Source organism: Streptomyces sp. NPDC091209 (assembly GCF_044757755.1).
Classification (GTDB): Bacteria; Actinomycetota; Actinomycetes; order Streptomycetales; family Streptomycetaceae; genus Streptomyces.
Map to the genome: position 1 here is coordinate 237501 of NZ_JBIVVR010000012.1, position 22508 is coordinate 260008.

Here is a 22508-nt window from a genome sequence, read left to right on the forward strand (position 1 = left end):
CTCGTACAGAAGCCAGAAGAACAGAGCCCTCGCGATGGTGGGGCGAGGCTGCGGGCGGTCGCCTCGGGTGATCCCGAACCCCTCGTCGTGTCAGGAGATCCCGAACTCCTTGCCGATGAAGTCGAAGAGGTCGTCGTCGGTGGCCGACTCCAGCGTCACGGGCACGTCGTCGCCTGCCTCCTCGACCGGGCCTTCGGCTTCGCTCCAGGCGGCCAGCAGGACCTGCAGCCGCTCGGTGATGCGGCCGCGGCCGGCCTCGTCCGGGGTGGCCGCGACGAGCGCCTTCTCGAGCCGGTCCAGCTCGGCGAGCAGCGGGGGGACCGCCGCGGCGCCGTCCTGCCAGATCTCCTCGCGCAGGAACTCGGCGAGCGCGGCCGGGGTCGGGTAGTCGAAGACCAGCGTGGCGGGCAGCCGTACGCCGGTCGCCGAGGCGAGCCGGTTGCGCAGTTCGACGGCGGTCAGCGAGTCGAAGCCCAGCTCGCGGAAGGAGCGGTCCGTATCCACCGCCTCCGGCCCGGCGTACCCGAGCACGGCGGCCACGTGGGTGCAGGCCAGTTCCAGCAGGGCGTCGTCCCGGGCGGCCGGGGACAGTCCGGCCAGCCGCTCACGCAGCGCGTTCCCGGCGTCGGCGGCGGCCTCAGCCGTCTGCGCGACGCGCCGGACCGGGGTCCGGACCAGGCCGCTGAGCAGCGGCGGCACCATGCCACCGGCCGCGACCTGGGCCCGCAGCGCGGCCAGGTCGAGCTTCAACGGCACCAGCAGCGCCTGCCCGGAGGCCGTCGCGGCGTCGAAGAGCGCCAGACCCTCGGCCGCCTCCAACGCGGAGACCCCACCACGGCCCAGCCGCTCCCGGTCACTCTCCCCGAGGTCATCGGTCATCGCGGACTCCGCGGCCCACAGACCCCAGGCCAGCGACGTCGCCGCCAGACCCCGCGCCCTGCGATGCTGAGCCAACGCATCCAGGAACACGTTGCCCGCCGCATAGTTGGCCTGACCCGCACCACCGAACACACCGGCGGCCGACGAGAACACCACGAACAGGTCCAGATCCCCGGCCAGTTCGTGCAGATGCCAGGCCGCATCCACCTTCGGACGCAAAACCTTCGACACCCGCTCGGCGGTCAACGAACCGATCACACCGTCGTCCAGCACACCCGCCGTATGGACCACACCCGACACCGGATGCTGGGCGAGCAGCGCCGCCAGCGCCGCACGATCGGCCACATCACACGCGGCCCACACGACATCCGCACCCAACTCGGCCAGCCCGGCGGTCAGTTCAGCCGCACCCGGAGCATCCCCACCCCGACGCGAGACCAACAACAGCCTTCGCACACCGCGTTCGGACACCAGGTGCCGGGCGAACAAGCCACCCAGCGCACCACTCGCCCCCGTCACCAGAACCACGCCCGCCGACGTCACAGGCTCCGCGTCGGCAACGGTCGCCCGCACCAGACGCGGCACTCGTACGGTGCCACCGCGGACCGCGAACTCCTGCTCGCCCTCGGCCAGTGCGGCCGGGAGGGCACGGAAGGAAGCGTCGGTGCCGTCGGTGTCGGCCAGGACCAGGCGGCCCGGGTTCTCGGACTGCGCCGAGCGCACCAGACCCCACACAGCGGCATGCACCAGGTCCGGCACATCCTCGCCCGGCACCGCCGCGACGGCACCCCGGGTCAGGAACACCAGCCGGGAACCGGCGAACCGCTCGTCCGACAACCACTCCTGCACAAGAGCCAAGGCCCGGGCAGTGGCGGAGTGAACCGCGCCCGGGACGTCGGCGCCCTCTTCCGCGACCAGCGGCACACAGACCAACTCCGGCACGGAAGCGCCGGATTCGGCGACCGTCGCCAGGTCGGCCCGCGCCTCGTGACGTATGCCCACGGCCTCGAGGCCGGTGTGCTCCGCGCCGTCCGCCACGAGCAGGGCCCAGGGGCGCTGCCCGGTGGTGGGGACGGGGGCCAGGGACAGCGCCGTCCAGTCGACCGCGTAGATCGAGTCCTGTCGGCCGCCGCGCGCGGCACCGATCTGCTCGCGCGACACCGCCCGCAGGACAAGCGAGCCCACGGAGGCCACCGGGGTACCGGTGGTGTCGGCGAGTTCCAGCGACACCGCGTCGCGACCGGCCGGGGCCAGCCGCACCCGTACCGCCGAGGCGCCCGTCGCGTGCAGGGCCACGTCGCTCCAGGCGAACGGCAGTCGGCCGCCCTCGGAGCCGTCGACCAGGCCACCGAGCGCCGCCGCGTGCAGCGTGGCGTCCAGCAGGGCCGGGTGCACTCCATAGGCGTCGGCCGTCGACGCGGTCTCCTCGTCCAGCACGACCTCGGCGAGGACCGTGTCGCCGTCCCGCCAGGCCGCGCGCAGACCCTGGAAGGCCGGTCCGTACGCGAAGCCCGCATCGGCCATGCCCTCGTACAGCCCGTCCACCTCGATCGGCTCGGCGCCGACCGGCGGCCAGACGGCGAGGTCGAAGGAAGCGGCCGGCGCGGTGACGGCGAGCACACCGGCGGCGTGCCGCGTCCACGGCTCGTCGGCCTGCGCGTCCTCGTCACGGGAGTACAGCGACAGTTCGCGACGGCCGGAGCCGTCGGCGACGCCGACCGAGAGCCGCAGCTGGACGCCGCCGCGTTCGGGCAGCACCAGCGGGGCCTCCAGGGTCAGTTCCTCCAGCGCCCCGCATCCGACCTGCTCGCCGGCGCGCAGCGCCAGCTCCACGAAGGCCGTACCGGGCAGCAGCACCGAGCCCATGACGGCGTGGTCCACGAGCCAGGGCTGAGTCGCCGCCGAGAGGCGCCCGGTGAACACGAACCCGCCGGAGTCGGGGAGTTCGACCGCCGCGCCCAGCAGCGGATGGTCCGTCGCGCCGAGCCCGAAGTCCATCGCGTCGCCCGGACCGGGCTGCACGGCGACCGAGTCGAGCCAGTACCAGTCGCGCTGGAAGGCGTACGTCGGCAGGTCGACCTGGCGCGCCCGGGTGGGCTCGAAGTACAACTGCCAGTCGACGCGCGCGCCGTTGGCGTGGGCGTGGGCCAGGGCTGTGGCCAGGGTCTCCGCCTCGGGCCGGCCGGAACGGAACGCGGGGGCGAAGGTTCCGCCCTCGACGCAGTCCTGGGCCATGGCGGAGAGGATCCCGTCGGGGCCGAGTTCGACGTACGTCGTCACGCCCGCGGCTTCGAGGGTGCGGATGCCGTCAGCGAAGCGGACCGCCTCGCGGACGTGGCGGACCCAGAAGTCGGGGTCGGCCATGTCGTCGGTGACCACCGTGCCGGTCAGATTCGACACGACCGCGATCCGGGGACTGTCGTAGGTCAGGCCCTCCGCCACCTTGCGGAAGTCGGCGAGCATCCCGTCCATGTGCGGCGAATGGAACGCGTGACTGACCGACAGGCGCTTGGACTTGCGGTCCTTGAATGAGCGGACAACCCCCTCCGCCTCGTCCAGGTCACCCGCGATGACCACCGACCGGGGCCCGTTGATGGCCGCGATGCTCACCCGCTCGTTCAGCAGCGGCGTGACCTCGGCCTCGGTCGCCTCTAGCGCGATCATCACCCCGCCCTCCGGCAGGGCCTGCATCAGCCGACCACGCGCCGACACCAACGTGCAGGCATCGTCCAGGGACAGCACCCCGGCCACATGCGCAGCAGCGATCTCACCGATCGAGTGCCCGGCGACGAAGTCCGGCTTCACACCCCACGACTCGACGAGGCGGAACAGCGCCACCTCGACAGCGAACAACGCAGGCTGTGCGAACTCCGTCCGGTTCAACAGTTGGGCGTCCTCGCCGAACAGCACGTCCTTCAGCGGGAGTTCGAGATCCATGCGGCTCGCCACCGCGTCGAGCGCCGCCGCGAACACGGGCTGGGACGCGTACAACTCACGCCCCATGCCCAGCCGCTGACTCCCCTGTCCGGTGAAGAGGAAGGCGAGCCTGCCTGTGCCGCCGCCGGTTCCGCGTACGACACCGCTCAGGGGCTCGGCCACCTCGACGGCCGCCAGACCGCGTACCAGTTCGTCGCGGTCACCGGCCACGACCACCGCTCGGTGGTCGAACGTCGCGCGGTGCGCCGCCAGCGAGTAGGCGATGTCGGTGACAGGCTGCTCCGGCCGCTCCTCCAGATGCGTCCGCAGCCGGGCGGCCTGGGCACGCAGCGCCTCCGGTGACCTCGCCGACAGTACGTACGGCAGCGGGTCCGCGGTGGCCTCGGGGACACGGACCGCGGTGGGCTCCGCCGGGGGCTCCTCGATGATCGTGTGGGCGTTGGTACCGCTGATGCCGAAGGAGGAGACGCCCGCGCGGCGGGGCCGGCCGGTCTCCGGCCAGGCCACGGCCTCGGTGAGCAGCGAGACGGCGCCGGTCTCCCAGTCCACGTGCGGCGTGGGCTGGTCCACGTGCAGCGTCCTCGGCAGTACCCCGTGCCGCATGGCCATGAGCATCTTGATGATGCCCGCGACGCCGGCCGCGGCCTGGGTGTGCCCCATGTTCGACTTGATCGAACCGAGCCACAGGGGCTCCTCCGCTTCGCGGTCCCGACCGTAGGTGGCCAGCAGGGCCTGTGCCTCGATCGGGTCGCCCAGCGTCGTACCCGTGCCGTGCGCCTCGACCGCGTCCACCTCGGACGCGGTCAGGCCGGCGTTCGCCAACGCGGCTCGGATGACGCGCTGTTGGGACGGGCCGTTGGGCGCGGTGAGGCCGTTGGAGGCGCCGTCCTGGTTGATCGCCGAACCCCGCACCACCGCGAGGACCGGGTGCCCGTTGCGACGGGCGTCGGACAGCCGCTCCACCAGGAGCATGCCCGCGCCCTCGGCCCAACTGGTGCCGTCGGCCGCCGCGGCGAAGGACTTGATGCGGCCGTCGGCCGCCAGGCCCCGCTGCCGGCTGAACTCGGTGAAGGTGCCCGGGGTGGACATGACGGTCACACCACCGGCCAGCGCCATCTCGCACTCGCCGTTCTGCAGCGCCTGGATCGCCCAGTGCAGTGCCACCAGCGACGAGGAGCACGCCGTGTCGACCGTGACGGCCGGGCCCTCCAGACCGAAGGCGTACGAGACGCGTCCGGAGGCGATGCTGCCGGAGTTGCCGGTGCCGAGATAGCCCTCGACTCCGTCAGGGACGGCCGTGATCCGGGTCGCGTAGTCGTGATACATGATGCCCGCGAAGACGCCCGTGCTGCTGCCGCGCATCGAGGCCGGGTCGATGCCCGCGCGCTCGAACGCCTCCCAGGTGGTCTCAAGGAGCAGCCGCTGCTGCGGGTCCATCGCCACGGCCTCGCGCGGCGAGATCCCGAAGAACGCCGGATCGAAACGGCCCGCGTCGTGCAGGAAGCCGCCGGAGCGGGTGTAGCTGGTGCCCTTGCCGTCCGGGTCCGGGTCGTACAGAGCGTCCAGGTTCCAGCCGCGGCCCTGCGGGAATTCGGAGATGGCGTCCACGCCGCCCAGCACCAGACGCCACAGATCCTCGGGCGACTCCACGCCGCCCGGGTAGCGGCAGGCCATGCCGACGATCGCGATCGGGTCGTCGGCGAGCGGCCGTGCGGCACGTGCCGGAGCCTTCTCGACCTCTACGGTGTCCAGGCCGAGCACGTCGGCGAGCAGGTACGCGGCGAGGGCGTTCGGTGTCGGGTGGTCGAAGACCAGCGTGGCCGGGAGACGTTCGCCGGTGGCCGCGCCGAGCCGGTTGCGCAGCTCGACGGAGGTCAGCGAGTCGAAGCCCAGCTCCTTGAAGGCCCGGTCGGCGGGCACCTCGTCGTTGGAGGCGTGGCCGAGCACGCCCGCCACCTCGGTGCGGACCAGCTCCAGCAGCGCGGAGTCCCGTGCCTCGGCGTCCAGCCCGGCCAGTCGGGTGCGCAGCGCGGACCCGTCGGCAGCGCCGCCCGCTCCGGCGGCCCGCCGCGGCGCGCGGACCAGTCCGCGCAGCAGGTCGGGCAGCATTCCGGTGCGGGCCCGGGCGCGCAGCGCCCCCAGGTCCAGCGGCAGCGGGACGAGCAGCGCGTCGCCCGTGCGGCCGGCCGCGTCGAAGAGGGCGAGGCCGGTCCGGGCGTCGAGCGAGCCGAAGCCGCTGTGCTGGGCCCGGTCGCGGTCGGCGGCCGAGAGGTCGCCCCCCATGCCGTCCACTCCGGTCCACAGGCCCCAGGCAAGGGAGGTCGCCGCGAGACCCTGTGCCCTGCGGTGCTGCGCCAGAGCGTCCAGGAACACGTTGCCCGCCGCGTAGTTGGCCTGACCCGCACCACCGAACACACCGGCGGCCGAGGAGAACACCACGAACAGATCGAGATCCCCGGTCAGTTCGTGCAGGTGCCAGGCCGCGTCCACCTTCGGACGCAGCACCTTCGACACCCGCTCGGCGGTCAACGAACCGATCACACCGTCATCCAGCACACCCGCCGTATGAACCACACCCGACACCGGATGCTCGGCGAGCAGCGCGGCCAGCGCCGCACGATCGGCCACATCACACGCGGCCCATACGACCTCCGCACCCAACTCGGCCAGCTCGGCGGCCAGTTCAGCCGCTCCCGGAGCACCAGCGCCTCGACGTGAGACCAACAACAGCTTCCGCACACCGCGTTCGGACACCAGGTGCCGGGCGAACAGGCCACCCAGCGCACCACTCGCCCCCGTCACCAGAACCATGCCTGCTGGCTCGACGGTGGGCTCGGTCCGCTCGGTGGCACGCGCCAGGCGCGGCACGAGGAGGGCGCCGGCGCGCAGGGCGAGCTGCGGCTCGCCGGTGGCCAGTGCCTGTCCCAGCAGGTCGGGGGCGTCCGCGTCGATCAGGCCGAAGCGGCCGGGATTCTCGGACTGGGCCGAGCGGACCAGGCCCCACATCGGGGCGTGGACCAGGTCGGGCACGTCCTCGCCCGGCACCGCCGCGACGGCGCCCCGGGTCAGGAAGACCAGGCGCGAGTCGGCGAACCGCTGGTCGGACACCCACTGCTGGACCAGGTCCAGCGTCCACTCGGCGATCTCGTGGACCGCGCCCGGCACGTCACCGATGAGCGGACCGGCGCAGGGGACCACCAGCACGGAGGGCACCTCGGCGCCCTCGACCACGGCCGCGCCCAGCGCCGCCAGGTCCGCGAACGCCTGCGAGCCCGAGCCGAGCATCACCCAGTCGTCCAAGGTGTCGTCGGCGGGCAGTCGCGTCCACTCCACCCGGAACAGGGCGTCCCGAGTGATGTCCTCGGCGCCGGCCGGCTGGTCGCGGTCGACGGCGCGCAGCGCCAGCCCGGCGATCGAGGCGACGGGCTCGCCGGTGGCGTCGGCGACGGTCAGCGCGACCTCACCGCCGCGACCGGTGGTGAGGCGTACGCGCAGCTCGGCGGCGCCGACGGCGTGCAGGGACACGCCCGACCACGCGAACGGGAGACGGCCCTCGCCGTCCCCGCCGCCCACGGCCAGGGCGTGCAGCGCCGCGTCAAGCAGCGCGGGGTGCAGGCCGAAGCGGGGTGCCTCGTCGCGCGCCGCGTCGGGGAGCGCCACCTCGGCGAAGACCTCGTCGCCCTTGCGCCAGACGGCCCGTAGGCCCTGGAAGACCGGGCCGTACCCGAAGCCGGACGCGGCCAGGCCCTCGTACAGTCCGTCGACCTCGACGCGCTCGGCGCCGGCCGGCGGCCATTCGGCGAGTCCCTGCGGGGGCTGTCCGGTGCCCGTGGTGAGCGTGCTGGTGGTGAGCGTGCCGGTGGCGTGCCGGGTCCACGGCCGCTCGGTGTCGGCGCCCTCGGGACGCGAGTGGAACGCGACGGAGCGCCTGCCGCGCGCGTCGGCCGCGCCGAGCGAGAGGCGCAGCTGTACGCCGCCCTGCTCGGGCAGAACGAGCGGGACCTCCAGCGTCAGATCCTCCACCAGGTCGCAGCCGACCTGGTCGCCGGCGCTCAGCGCCAGCTCCACGAAGGCCGTGCCGGGCAGCAGCACCGCGCCCGCGACGGCGTGGTCCGCCAGCCAGGGATGCGTGGCCAGGGACAGCCGCGCGGTGAACACGTGGCCGTCGGAGTCCGGCAGTTCGACCGCCGCGCCCAGCAGCGGGTGGTCCGTCGTCCCGAGACCGGCCGAGGCGACGTCGCCCTGGGAGCGCCCGGCGTGCAGCCAGTACTCCGAGCGCTGGAAGGGGTACGTGGGCAGGTCCACGTGGCGGCCGTCGGCACCCGCGAAGAGGGGCGACCAGTCGAGGGTCGCGCCGTTCACGTGCGCGAGGGCGAGGACGGTGACGGCGGTCTCGGCCTCGTCGCGGCCGGCGCGCAGGGCGGGGGCGAGAGCGGCGTCGCCCTGGATGCAGTCCTGGGCCATGGCCGACAGGACGCCGTCGGGGCCGAGTTCGAGATACGTGGTCACGCCCGCGGCTTCGAGCGCGTGGATGCCGTCAGCGAAGCGGACGGCATCACGGACGTGCCGCACCCAGAACTCGGGCCGCGTCAACTGCTCCGAAACGAGAGCACCGCTCACATTCGAGATCACCGATATCTTCGGCAGCTCGTACGTCAGGGTCTCCGCCACGGCGCGGAATTCGTCGAGCATGCCGTCCATGTGCGGCGAGTGGAACGCGTGACTCACGTTCAGCCGCTTGGACCTGCGGTCGGAGAACGAACCGGCGATCCTCTCCGCCTCGTCCGCGTCACCCGCGATCACCACGGACCGCGGCCCGTTGATGGCGGCAATGCTCACGCGCTCGCCGAGCAGCGGCGTGACCTCGTCCTCGGTGCCCTGAAGCGCGATCATCACGCCACCCTCGGGCAGCGCCTGCATCAACCGACCACGAGCAGCCACCAGCTTGCAGGCGTCCTCCAGTGAGAACACCCCGGCCACATGCGCGGCAGCTATCTCTCCGATCGAGTGACCGGACACGAAGTCCGGCCGCACACCCCACGACTCGAACAGCCGGAACAACGCCACCTCGACGGCGAACAGCGCGGGCTGCGCGAACTCCGTACGGTTCAGCAGCTCGGCGTCTTCACCGAACAGCACGTCCTTCAGCGAGAGTTCGAGATCCATCCGCTCCGCGACCGCGTCCAGCGCCGCCGCAAACACCGGATACACGGCGTACAACTCACGCCCCATACCAAGCCGCTGACTCCCCTGCCCCGTGAACAGGAAGGCGAGCCTGCCACCGACGGCGGAACCGCTGACGACGCCGGGGACGGCGCGCCCCTCGGCGAGGGCGGCGAGGCCGGTCCGGTAGCCGTCGGCGTCGCGCGCCACGACCGCGGCACGGTGGTCGAAGAGCGCGCGGGTGGTGACGAGCGCGTGGCCGGTGTCGGCGAGGGGCCGCTCCGGGTGGGCGTCGAGGTGGGCGAGGAGCTGGGCGGCCCGGGCACGCAGGGCCTCGGGCGTCCGGGCGGACAGGGACCAGGGCAGCGCGTCGGGCGCGGCCCCCTCGCCACCCTCGACCGCGGGCGCGGCTTCCGACCGAACCTGAGCCGCGGCCACGGCTCCCGACCGGACCTCCGCCGCGGGCGCGAGTTCCGGCCGTCGCTCATCGGCGGTCGCGGTCTCCGGTGCCATCTCGATGATGGCGTGGGCGTTGGTGCCGCTCATGCCGAAGGAGGAGACACCGGCGCGGCGCGGGCGGCCGGTCTCCGGCCAGGCGCGCTGCTCGGTGAGGAGTTCGACGGCGCCGGCGGACCAGTCGACGTGCGGGGACGGCTCGTCCACGTGCAGCGTCTTCGGCAGGATGCCGTGACGCATCGCCTGGACCATCTTGATGATGCCCGCGACCCCGGCGGCGGCCTGGGTGTGGCCGAAGTTGGACTTGATGGAACCGAGCCACAGCGGCTGTTCGGCGGGCCGGTCCTGGCCGTACGTGGCGAGCAGGGCCTGCGCCTCGATCGGGTCGCCGAGCCGCGTGCCCGTGCCGTGTGCCTCGACGGCGTCGACGTCGGAGGTGGTCAGGCCCGCGTTGGCGAGCGCCTGGCGGATGACGCGCTGCTGCGAGGGACCGTTCGGGGCGGTCAGACCGTTGGAGGCACCGTCCTGGTTGACGGCGGTGCCCCGGACCACGGCGAGCACCTTGTGGCCGTTGCGGCGGGCGTCGGAAAGACGCTCGACGAGCAGCATGCCGGCGCCCTCGCCCCAGGCGGTGCCGTCGGCCGCCGCCGCGAAGGGCTTGCAGCGGCCGTCGGCGGCCAGGCCCCGCTGCCGGCTGAACTCGGTGAAGACGTCCGGGGTGGTGATGATCGTGACGCCGCCGGCCAGGGCGAGCGTGCACTCTCCGTTGCGCAGCGCCTGGGCGGCCAGGTGCAGCGCGACCAGTGAGGAGGAGCAGGCGGTGTCGACGGTGACGGCCGGGCCCTCGAAGCCGAAGGTGTAGGAGACGCGGCCGGAGGCGATGCTGCTGGAGCCGCCGGTGCCGAGGTAGCCCTCGACGCCCTCGGGGACGGTGTTCAGCCGGGAGACGTAGTCGTTGTGCATCTGGCCGACGAAGACGCCGACCTGTCCGCCGCGCAGCCCCGTCGGGTCGATGCCGGCGCGCTCGAACGCCTCCCAGGACGTCTCGAGCAGCAGGCGCTGCTGCGGGTCCATGGCGAGGGCCTCGCGCGGGTTGATGCCGAAGAAGGCGGGGTCGAAGCGGTGGGCGTCGTAGAAGAAGCCGCCCTCCCTGGCGTAGGAGGTGCCGGGGCTGTCCGGGTCGGGGTCGTAGAGCGCCGCGGTGTCCCAGCCGCGGTCCTCGGGCAGCCGGTCGATGCCGTCGCGCCCCTCGGCGAGCAGCTCCCACAGGTCCTCGGGGGCGCGTACGTCGCCCGGGAAGCGGCAGGCCATGGCGACGATGGCGATGGGGTCGTCGGCGTCGACGGGCGTGGCGGCGGCCCTGGGGACGGCCGCCGCGGCCTCGGAGCCGAGGAGTTCGTCCAGCAGGTAGCCGGCGAGGGCGTAGGGCGTGGGGTAGTCGAAGACCAGGGTGGCGGGCAGCCGGATCCCGGCGGTGGCGCCGAGGCGGTTGCGGAACTCCACTGCGGTCAGCGAGTCGAAGCCCAGGTCCTTGAAGGCGCGGGCGGGTTCGACGGCGTCGGGCGTGGCGTGGCCGAGGACGGCGGCGACCTGGCCGCGTACGAGATCGAGCAGGAGCGAGGTGCGCTCGTCCTCGGGGAGCCGGACGAGCCGCTCCACGAGCGAGGTGCCGGTCGCGGTGGCGGCGGCCCCCGCGACGCGCCGGGCGGGGGCCCGGACCAGGCCGCGCAGCAGGGCGGGGACCATGCTCGCGTCGGCGTGGCGCAGCGCGGCCACGTCGAGTCGCATGGGCACCAGGAAGGCGTCGCCGGTGGTGTGCGCGGTGTCGAGCAGGGCGAGGCCCTCCTCGGAGGACAGGCCGAGCACGCCGGAGCGCGTCATGCGGTCCTTGTCGGCGGTGTCGAGCTCGCCGGTCATGCCGCTGGTCTCGGCCCACAGGCCCCACGCGAGCGAGGTGCCGGCGAGGCCGTGGGCCTGCCGGTGCCGGGCGAGGGCGTCGAGGAAGCCGTTGGCGGCGGCGTAGTTGGCCTGGCCCGCGCCGCCGAAGGTGCCGGCGGCGGAGGAGAAGAGCACGAAGTCGGCCAGGTCCAGGTGGCGGGTCAGCTCGTGCAGGTGCAGGGCGGCGTCGGTCTTGGGCCGGAGCACGGTGTCAAGACGCTCGGGCGTGAGGGCCCCGACGACGCCGTCGTCGAGGACGCCGGCGGTGTGCACGACCGCGGTGAGCGGGTGGGCGTCGGGCAGCCCGGTCAGGAGCGCGGCGACCGCGGCGCGGTCGGCGACGTCGCAGGCGGCGACGGTGACGGAGGCGCCCAACTCCTCCAGTTCGGATACGAGTTCACGTGCGCCTGCCGCTTCGGGGCCGCGTCGGCTGGTGAGGACCAGGTGACGGGCGCCGCGGGCGGTGACGGCGTGCCGGGCGACGAGCGCGCCCAGGGTGCCGGTGCCGCCGGTGATCAGGACGGTGCCCTCGGGGTCCCAGGCGGCCGGCACGGTCAGCACGATCTTGCCGACGTGGCGGGCCTGGCTGAGGTGGCGGAAGGCGTCGGGGGCCTGCCGCAGGTCCCAGGCGGAGACCGGGATCGGGCGCAGCGCGCCGGAGCGGAAGAGGGTGAGGAGCTCGGTGAGCATCTCCTGGATGCGGTCGAGCCCGGCCTCGGTGAGGTCGAACGCCTGGTAGGTGACGCCGGGGTGGGCGGCGGCGACGTCCCGCGGGTCGCGTACGTCGGTCTTGCCCATCTCGACGAACCGGCCGCCGCGCGGCAGCAGGCGCAGCGAGGCGTCCACGAACTCCCGGGCGAGGGAGTCCAGTACGACGTCCACGCCGCGGCCGTCGGTGGCGGCGCGGAAGGTGTCCTCGAAGTCGAGGGTGCGCGAGGAGGCGATCCGGTCGTCGGCGAGACCGAGGCCGCGCAGGGTGTCCCATTTGCCGGGGCTCGCGGTCGCGAAGACGTCGGCGCCCCAGTGGCGGGCGAGCTGGACGGCGGCCATGCCGACGCCGCCGGCTGCGGCGTGCACGAGCAGGGACTCGCCGGACCGCAGCCCGGCCAGGTCGTGCAGGGCGTAGTAGGCCGTCATGAAGACGATCGGGACGGCGGCGGCCTCGGTGAAGGTCCAGCCGTCGGGCATCGGGGCGATCATGCGGCGGTCGACCACGGTGAGCGGTCCGAACGCGCCGGGGAGCATGCCCATGACGCGGTCGCCGGGGGCGAGGTCGGTGACGCCGGGGCCGGTCTCCAGGACGACGCCCGCGCCCTCGCTGCCCATCAGGCCGGGGTCGCCCGGGTACATGCCCAGGGCGTTGAGCACGTCGCGGAAGTTGAGGCCCGCGGCGCGCACGGCGACCCTGACCTGGCCGGGCTCCAGAGGTGCCTCGACGGACGGGTCGGCGACGAGGGTGAGGTTGTCGGGGGTGCCCTTGTCCTCGATGTCCATGCGCCAGGCGAGGCTGTCCGCGGGCGGGGTGAGGCGGGTGGCGGCGGGCACCCGGGCCAGCCGCGGGGCGTGTACGGTGCCGCGGCGCAGCGCGAGTTGGGGTTCGCCGGTGGCGAGGGCCGTGTCGAGGGCGTCGGCGGAGGCCGTGTCGCCGTCGAGGTCGACGAGGACGAACCGGTCGGGGTTCTCCGACTGGGCGGTGCGCACCAGGCCCCACACCGGGGCATGGACCAGGTCGGCCACGTCCCAGTCGCTCCGGGTGGCGACGGCGCCACGGGTGACGAACACCAGGCGGGCGGCGGCGAAACGGTCGTCGGCGAGCCACGCCTGGACGAGGGCGAGAGCCTGGTGGGTGGCGCGGTGGACGTCCTCGGCGAGGACGTCGGCGTGACCCGGAGGCTGCCGGTCGAGGTGGACCAGCACATGGCCCGGGACGTCGGGGCCGACAGCGGCGTGCAGCGCTTCCAGGTCGACGGCCCCCGTGCCGGGGAGGTCGAGCACGGGGTGCGCCGACCGTTCCGCCTGAGTGTCCTCGGCAGGGGCGGCGACGGGCACGGTGGCCCAGTCGAGGCGGTACAGCGACTCGTGGTGTGCGGTGCGGGTGCCGCCGAGTTGGTCGGCGGAGACCGGGCGCAGCATGAGGCCGGAGACGGCGGCGACGGGCGCGCCGGTGGGGTCGGCGAGCTGGAGGGAGAGGGTGTTCTCCCCGTCGGGCGTCAGCCGCACCCGCAGGGCGGTGGCGCCGACGGCGTGCAGGCCGACACCGCGCCAGGAGAAGGGCAGTCGGCCCTGCCGGGTGCCGCCGTCGGGGGCGGGCTGGACGAAGGTGGCGTGCAGGGCGGCGTCGAGCAGGGCGGGGTGCAGGCCGAAGCGGGCGGCCTCGGCGCGGGCCTGCTCGGGCAGGGCGACCTCGGCGTAGACGTCCTCGCCGTGCAGCCAGGCGGCGCGCAGGCCCTGGAAGACCGGGCCGTAGGCGAAGCCGCCCTGGGCGAGGTGCTCGTAGAGTCCGTCGACGCCGACGGCTTCGGCGCCGGGCGGGGGCCAGGCGGTGAGGTCGAAGGCGGGCGCGGGGGCGCCGGGCGCGAGGATGCCGCTCGCGTGCCGGGTCCAGGGCTCGTCGGCGGGTGCCTCGGGGTCGCTGGAGTACAGGTCGAGGGTGCGCCGGCCGCGCTCGTCGGCGGCGCCGACGACGATCTGGATGCGTACGGCGGCGTGCTCGGCGATGACCAGCGGTGCTTCGAGGGTGAGTTCCTCCAGCAGGTCGCAGCCTGCCTGGTCGCCGGCGCGCAGCGCCAGCTCCACGAAGGCGGTGCCGGGCAGCAGCACGGTGCCCATGACGGCGTGGTCGGCGAGCCAGGGATGGCTGTCCAGGGAGAGCCGGCCGGTGAAGAGGTGTCCGTCGCCGTCGGCGAGGGCGACGGCGGCGCCGAGCAGCGGGTGGTGGGCGGCGCCCAGACCGGCGGACTCGACGTCGCCGATGTGTCCTGCGGGGGCCTCCAGCCAGAACCGTTCGCGCTGGAAGGCGTAGGTGGGCAGGGTGGCCCGGCGGGCTCCGGTGCCGGTGAAGTACGCGTCCCAGTCGACGGGCAGGCCGCGGGTGTGCACGGTGGCGAGGGCGGTGGTCAGGGTCTCGCGCTCGTCCCGGTCGCGGCGCAGGGCGGCGACGAGGACGGCCTCGGAGTCGGCGAGCACCTCGCGGCCCAGGCCGGTGAGCACGCCCTGCGGGCCGAGTTCGAGGTACGTGGTGACGCCTGCGGCTTCGAGGGCGCGGACGCCGTCGGCGAAGCGGACCGCCTCGCGGACATGCCGGACCCAGAAGTCGGGCTGTGTCAGCTCCTCCGAAGCGAGAGCACCGCTCACATTCGAGATCACCGGTATCTTCGGCGGTTCGTACGTCAACCCCCGCGCCACGGCGCGGAAGTCGTCCAGCATGGCGTCCATCAGCGGCGAGTGGAAGGCGTGGCTGACGGTGAGGCGCCTGGTGCGCCGGCCGCGCCGCTCGAACTCGGCGGCGATCTCCAGGACGAGGGTCTCCTCGCCGGAGACGACGACGCTGTCGGCGGTGTTGACGGCGGCGATGCCGACGCGGTCCTCATGACCGGCGAGCAGGGGCAGTACCTCCTCCTCGGTGGCGGCCAGCGAGATCATCGCGCCGCCCTCGGGGAGGGCCTGCATGAGCCGGCCGCGCGCGGCGACGAGGGTCGCGGCGTCGGTGAGGTCCAGGACGCCCGCGACGTGCGCGGCGGTGATCTCGCCGATGGAGTGGCCGGTGACGAAGTCGGGCCGAACGCCCCAGGACTCCATCAGCCGGAACAGCGCGGTCTCCAGCGCGAACAGGGCGGGCTGGGTGTATTCCGTACGGTCGAGGAGGTCCGCGAGGTCTCCGTCGGTGGCGAACAGCACGTCCGCCAGGGGCTGTTCGAGGTGTGGGGCGAACGCGGCAGATACGGCGTCGAGCGCGCGGGCGAACTCCGGGTGGGCGGCGTACAGTTCGCGGCCGGCTCCGAGACGCTGGCTGCCCTGTCCGCTGAAGAGCACCGCGAGGCGCCCCTCGGCCGGCGGGTGCTCCACCAGCGCGCCGTTGAGCTTCTCCTCCGCCAAGTCACGCAAGGCGGTGAGGAGTTCCGCACGGTCTCCGGCGACGACGGCGGCGCGCCGGTCGAGGGCGCTGCGGGTGGTGGCCAGGGACAGGGCGAGGTCGACCGCGGCGGTGCCGGCGTGCTCCGGCCGGGCCAGGTGCTCGGCGAGCGTGGCGGCCTGGGCGCGCAGCGCGGCCGGGGTGCGCCCGGAGAGCACGTACGGCAGCGGTGTGCCCTCGGGGAGGGTGCCCTCGGGGGCGGGGGCGGGTTCGTCGGCGGGCGGCTGCTCGATGATGACGTGCGCGTTGGTGCCGCTGACGCCGAAGGAGGAGATGCCGGCGCGGCGCGGGCGGCCGGTCTCGGGCCAGGTCGCGGCCTCGGTCAGCAGCGAGACGGCGCCGGCCTGCCAGTCGACGTGCCGGGAGGGTTCGGCGATGTGCAGGGACGGCGGCAGGACGCCGTGCCGCATGGCCTCGACCATCTTGATGAGGCCCGCGGCGCCGGCGGCGGCCTGGGTGTGGCCGAGGTTGGACTTGATGGAGCCCAGCAGCAGCGGGCGCCCGGCGGGCCGGCCCTGGCCGTAGGTGGCGAGCAGCGCCTGCGCCTCGATGGGGTCGCCGAGGGTGGTGCCGGTGCCGTGCGCCTCGACGGCGTCGACGTCGGAGGTGGTCAGGCCCGCGTCGGCGAGGGCCTGGCGGATGACGCGCTGCTGTGACGGACCGTTCGGGGCGGTGAGGCCGTTGGAGGCGCCGTCCTGGTTGACGGCGGTGCCGCGCACCACGGCCAGGACCGGGTGGCCGTTGCGGCGGGCGTCGGAGAGGCGCTCGACGAGGATCATGCCGGCGCCCTCGGCCCAGCCGGTGCCGTCGGCGTCGTCGGAGAAGGACTTGCAGCGGCCGTCGGTGGACAGCCCGCGCTGGCGGCTGAAGTCGATGAAGGTGTCCGGGGTGGACATCACGGTCACACCGCCGGCCAGCGCCATGTCGCACTCGCGGTTGCGCAGTGCCTGCGCGGCCAGGTGCAGCGCGACGAGCGAGGAGGAGCAGGCGGTGTCGACGGTGACGGCCGGACCTTCGAGTCCGAAGGTGTACGAGACCCGGCCGGAGGCGACGCTGCCGGCGGTGCCGGTGCCCAGGTAGCCCTCCAGGCCCTCGGGCACGGCGGGCAGACGGGTCAGGTAGTCGTGGTACATCACGCCGGCGAAGACGCCGGTGCGGCTGCCGCGCATCGACGAGGGGGCGATGCCGGCGCGTTCGAAGGCCTCCCAGGACGTCTCAAGGAGCAGGCGCTGGTGGGGGTCCATGGCGAGGGCTTCGCGCGGGTTGATGCCGAACAGGTCGGCGTCGAAGTCGGCGGCGTCGTGCAGGAAGCCGCCCTCGCGGGTGGAGGAGGTGCCGGCCCGGTCGGGGTCGTCGCTGTAGAGCGCGTCGACGTTCCAGCCGCGGTCGGTGGGGAAGGGCGAGACGGCGTCGCCGGAGCCGGCCACCAGGTTCCACAGTCCCTCGGGGCTGGTGACCCCGCCGGGGTAGCGGCAGGCCATGGCGACGATGGCGATGGGCTCGTCGCCGAGCGCGCCGGCGACCGCGGTGGCCGGCGCGGTGTCGGCGGCGTCGCCGAGGAGTTCGGTGCGCAGGAACGCGGCGAGCGCGGTCGGCGTCGGGTAGTCGAAGACGAGGGTGGCGGGCAGCCGGACGCCGGTGGCGGAGCCGAGGCGGTTGCGCAGTTCGACGGCGGTCAGCGAGTCGAAGCCGAGCTCCTTGAAGGCGCGGGCCGGGTCGACGGCCTCCGGGCCGGGGTAGCCCAGGACGGCGGCGACCTGGACACGCACGGTGTCCAGCAGCAGCCGGTCCCGCTCGGCGGGCGCCAGGGGCAGCAGGCGGTCGGCGAGACCCCCGGCCGGCATGTCGTCGCGGGTGCGGGCGGCGCGCCGGGCGGGGGCGCGGACCAGACCGCGCAGCATCGCGGGGACGGCGTCGGGGTCGGCGTGGCGCAGCGAGGCCAGGTCGAGGTGCATGGGCACGGCGGTCGGGTCGCCCACGGCGCGGGCGGTGTCCATCAGCGCCAGGCCCTGCTCGGAGGAGAGCGCGGCCACACCGGCGCGGTTGATGCGCTCCAGGTCGGCGTCGGCGAGCTCGCCGGTCATGCCGCTGCGCTCGGCCCACAGGCCCCAGGCGAGAGAGGTGGCGGGCAGTCCCGCGGCGTGCCGGTGCTGGGCGAGGGCGTCGAGGAAGACGTTGGCGGCCGCGTAGTTGGCCTGGCCCGGGCCGCCGAGGGTGCCGGCGGCGGCCGAGAACAGCACGAACGCCGCGAGGTCCAGCTCGCGGGTCAGCTCGTGCAGGTGCACGGCGGCGTCGGCCTTGGGCCGCAGTACGGTGTCGATCCGCTCGGGGGTGAGGGATGCGAGGATGCCGTCGTCCAGGACGCCCGCGGTGTGCACGACCGCGGTCAGCGGGTGCTCGGCGGGGACGGCGTCCAGCAGCGCCGCGAGCGCGGCGCGGTCGGCGGTGTCGCAGGCGGTGAGCGTGACACGGGCGCCGGCCCGCTCCAGTTCGGCGACGAGGTCGGCGGCGCCGGGGGCGGCGGGGCCGCGCCGGCTGGTCAGCAGCAGGTGGCGTACGCCGTGTTCGGTGACCAGGTGGCGGGCGACGAGCGCGCCGAGGGTGCCGGTGGCGCCGGTGACCAGGGCGGTGCCCTCGGGGTCGAGGGCCGGGGCCTGCTGGTCGGGGAGGGCGGCGACGCGGGACAGGCGTGGCACCAGCGTGCGCCCCTCGCGCAGGGCCAGTTGGGGCTCGTCGGTGGCGAGGGCGGCGGGCAGGGCGCGCAGGGACTCGGCGCGCCCGTCCAGGTCGATCAGGCGGAAGCGGTCCGGGTGTTCGGACTGGGCGGAGCGCAGCAGGCCCCACAGCGGGGCGTGGGCCGGGTCGGCCAGCTCGGAGCCGGCCGCGGTGGCGACCGCGCCGCGGGTGACGAACACCAGGCGGGAGTCGGCGAACCGGTCGTCGGCGAGCCACTCCTGCGCCAGTCCCAGGGCGCGGTGCAGGACTTCGCGCACGGCGTCCGGCAGCGCGGCGTCCACGCCTGCCGGGCCCTCGGGCGCGGCGACGAAGGGGACGAGGACGGCCTCGGGGACGGGACCGCCCGCTGCGAGGGCGGCGCCGAGGGCGGCCAGGTCGGTGTGGGCGGCCGCGGTGGGCAGGGCGGTGCCGAGCTCGCCGCCGGCGCCACCGAGGAGCGCCCACTGCCCTGCGGCCACGGTGGTCGCGGCGGGCACGGGCGCGGCACTCCACTCGACGCGGAAGAGCGCCTCGTGGAAGGCGCTGCGGGCGGCGTGCACCTGTTCGGGCGAGACGGGGCGCAGCAGCAGGGCGTCGACGGCGGCGACGGGCGCGCCGGTCTCGTCGGCGAGGCTCACCGCGACGGTGTCGGCGCCGGCCGGGCTGAGCCGGACCCGCAGGGCGCGGGCGCCGACCGCGTGCAGGGTGACGCCGCGCCAGGAGAACGGCAGCCGGCCGTGCTCGGTCTCGGTGAGCAGCGAGCCCATGCCGACGGCGTGCAGGGCGGCGTCCAGCAGCGCCGGGTGCAGCCCGAACAGGGCGGCCTCGGCGTGCGCCTGCTGGGGCAGCCGCACCTCGGCGAAGACCTCTCCGCGGCGCTCCCAGGCGGCGGTCAGGCCCTGGAAGACGGGTCCGTAGGCGAAGCCGTTGGCCGTGAGGTGGTCGTACAGGCCGGTGACGTCGATCTCGGTGGCGTCCCGCGGCGGCCAGCTCGTCAGTTCCGGGTCGGCGACGGCGGTACGGGCGGTGGGGGTGAGCCGGCCGGTGGCGTGCCGGGTCCAGGCGCCCTCGCCCCAGCTGTCGTCGGCGGCGTCCTCCGGCCGCGAGTGCAGGGTCAGCACACGGTCGCCGTGTTCGTCGGGCGCGCCGACGGCGAGCTGGATCTGCACCCCGCCGTGCGGGGGCAGCACCAGGGGCGCCTCCAGGGTGAGCTCGTCGAGCAGTTCGCAGCCGACGTGGCTGCCGGTCTGGAGGGCGAGTTCGACGAAGGCGGTACCGGGCAGCAGCACGGTGTCCATCACCGTGTGGTCGCCGATCCAGGGGTGGGTGGCCAGCGAGAGCCGGCCGGTGAAGAGGTGGCCGTCGCCGTCGGCGAGCGCGATGGCCGCGCCGAGCAGCGGGTGGTCGGCCGAGCCGATGCCGGCGGCGGTGACGTCGCCGGCCCAAGCGGTGGGCTGCTCCGGCCAGTACAGCTCGCGCTGGAAGGCGTAGGTGGGCAGCTCCACGCGCCGCCCGCCGCGTCCGGTGAAGACGGCGCGCCAGTCGACACGGGTGCCGTGGGCGTGGGCGCGGGCGACGGCGGTGGCCAGGGCGGCCGGCTCGGGGCGGTCGGCGCGCAGCACGGGCGCGAAGACGGCGTCGGGCTCGGTGACGCTCTCCTGGGCGAGGGCGGTGAGCACTCCGCCGGGGCCCACCTCGACGAAGGTGGTGACGCCGTGGTCGGCCAGGCGCCGCACACCGTCGTGGAAACGGACGGTCTCGCGCACATGGCGCACCCAGTAGTCGGCGGAGCCGATCTCCTCGGCGGTGACGGAGGCGCCGGTCAGGTTGGACACCAGCGGCACGACGGGAGCCGCGTACGCGACGCTCTCGGCAACCTCGCGGAAGGCGTCGAGCATGCCGTCCATCAAAGGCGAGTGGAAGGCGTGGCTGACCGTGAGGCGCTTGGTGCGCCGGCCGCGCTCGCGCAGGGCGTCCGCGACGGCCTCGGCGGCGTCCGCGTCGCCGGACACGACCACGGAGCGCGGGCCGTTGACGGCGGCGATGCCGAGGAGGCCGGGGTGCTCGGCGAGGAGCGGGGCGACCTCGTCCCAGGTCGCCTCGACGGCGATCATGGCGCCGCCCTCGGGCAGGGCCTGCATGAGCCGGCCGCGCGCGGCGACCAGTCGGGCCGCGTCGGCGAGGGTGAGCACGCCCGCCACGTGGGCGGCGGCCAGTTCGCCGATGGAGTGGCCGACGAGGAAGTCGGGGGTCAGGCCCCACTGTTCGAGCTGGCGGTACAGGGCGACCTCGACGGCGAACAGCGCCGCCTGGGTGTACGCGGTGCGGTCGATCAGGGTGGCCGCGTCGCTGCCTTCGGCCGCGAACAGCACGTCGTACAGCGGGCGTTCGAGGTGCGGGTCGAGGGCGTCGCGCACCTCGTCCAGGGCGCGGGCGAAGCCGGGATGGGTGGCGTACAGCTCGCGGCCCATGCCGGCGCGCTGGCTGCCCTGTCCGGGGAAGAGGAACGCCGTCTTGCCCTCGGTGGTGGCGCCGACGACGGTGTCCGCGCCGGACTCGCCGGCCGCCAGTGCGGCCAGGTCGGCCAGGAGCGACTCGCGGTCGGCGGAGAACAGTACGGCCCGGCGGTCGAGCGAGGACCGGCTGGTGGCCAGCGAGAGCCCGAGGTCGGTGAGGCCGGCGGGGTCGATGGCGAGCGAGGGGTGCTCGCGCAGGTGGGCGGCGAGCCGCTCGGCCTGGGCGCGCAGCGCCAGGTCCGTCTGGCCCGACACCAGCAGGGGCACCGGTCCGGTGGCCCCGGCGACGGCGTCGACGCCACCGGAGGTGTCACCACTGGACGTTTCGCTACCGGACGCGTCGCCGACCGCGCCGTCGGCCGCCTCCGCTTCCACCGGCTCGGGGGCCTGCTCGATGACGGTGTGCGCGTTGGTTCCGCTGACACCGAAGGAGGAGACGCCCGCGCGGCGCGGCTGGCCGGTCTCCGGCCAGGCCACGGCCTCGGTGAGCAGTCGCACGTCGCCCGCGGACCAGTCCACGTTCTCCGACGGGCGGTCGATGTGCAGCGACTCGGGCAGGACCCCGTGCCGGATGGCCTGCACCATCTTGATGATGCCGGCGACTCCGGCGGCGGCCTGGGTGTGGCCGAGGTTGGACTTGACGGAGCCCAGCCACAGCGGCCGGCCCTCGGGCCGGTTCTGCCCGTACGTGGCGAGGATGGCCTGTGCCTCGATGGGGTCGCCGAGGGTGGTGCCGGTGCCGTGCGCCTCCACCACGTCCACCTGCGCCGGGGTGAGACCGGCGTTGGTGAGTGCCTGGCGGATGACGCGCTGCTGGGACGGGCCGTTGGGGGCGGTCAGACCGTTGGAGGCGCCGTCCTGGTTGATGGCCGAGCCGCGCACGATCGCCAGGACCGGGTGACCGTTGCGGCGGGCGTCGGACAGCCGCTCCACGAGCAGCATGCCGACGCCCTCGCCCCAGCCGGTGCCGTCGGCGCCGTCCGCGAAGGGCTTGCAGCGGCCGTCGGGCGCGAGCCCGCGCTGCCGGCTGAACTGGACGAAGGCGCGCGGGCTGGACATGACGGTGACACCGCCGGCGAGCGCGATGGTGCACTCGCCGTTGCGCAGCGCCTGCACCGCCAGGTGCAGCGCCACCAGCGACGCCGAGCACGCCGTGTCGACGGTGATCGCCGGGCCTTCCAGACCGAAGGTGTACGACAGCCGGCCCGAGACGACGCTGGCGGCGTTGCCGGTCAGGAGGTAGCCCTCCACACCCTTGGGGACCTCGCGCAGCAGCTCGGGGTAGTCCTGGCCGTTGGTGCCGATGAAGACACCCGCCTTGCTGCCGCGCAGGGTGGCCGGGTCGATCCCGGCCCGTTCGAAGGTCTCCCAGGAGCTCTCAAGGAGCAGGCGCTGCTGCGGGTCCATGCCGAGGGTCTCGCGCGGGGAGATCCCGAAGAACGCGGCGTCGAACTCGCCGACGCCGTCCAGGAATCCGCCCTCACGGGTGTACGAGGTGCCCTGCTGGTCGGGGTCGGCGTCGTACAGCGACTCCATGTCCCAACCGCGGTCGGTGGGGAAGTCGGTGACCGCGTCCCGCCCCTCGGACACCAGGGTCCACAGGTCCTCCGGCGACCGGACGCCGCCGGGGAACCTGCACGCCATGCCGACGATCGCGATCGGCTCCGGCTCCTTGGCCTCGACCTCGCGCAGACGCTGCCGCGTCTGATGCAGATCGGCGGTCACCCGCTTCAGATAACCGAGGATCTTGTCCTGCTCTGCCATTGGAACCT

General features: G+C 74.4%; 1 protein-coding gene. It reads right to left on the minus strand.

Going from position 1 to position 22508, the window contains the following annotated elements; translation table 11 throughout:
* Positions 1-90 precede the first annotated feature (90 nt).
* Positions 91-22500 carry an SDR family NAD(P)-dependent oxidoreductase gene (locus ACIQRL_RS31205; protein WP_401337785.1) on the minus strand — a complete coding sequence of 7470 codons (22410 nt, stop codon included), beginning with the start codon at positions 22498-22500 and terminating at the stop codon, positions 91-93.
* Positions 22501-22508: the final 8 nt, after the last annotated feature.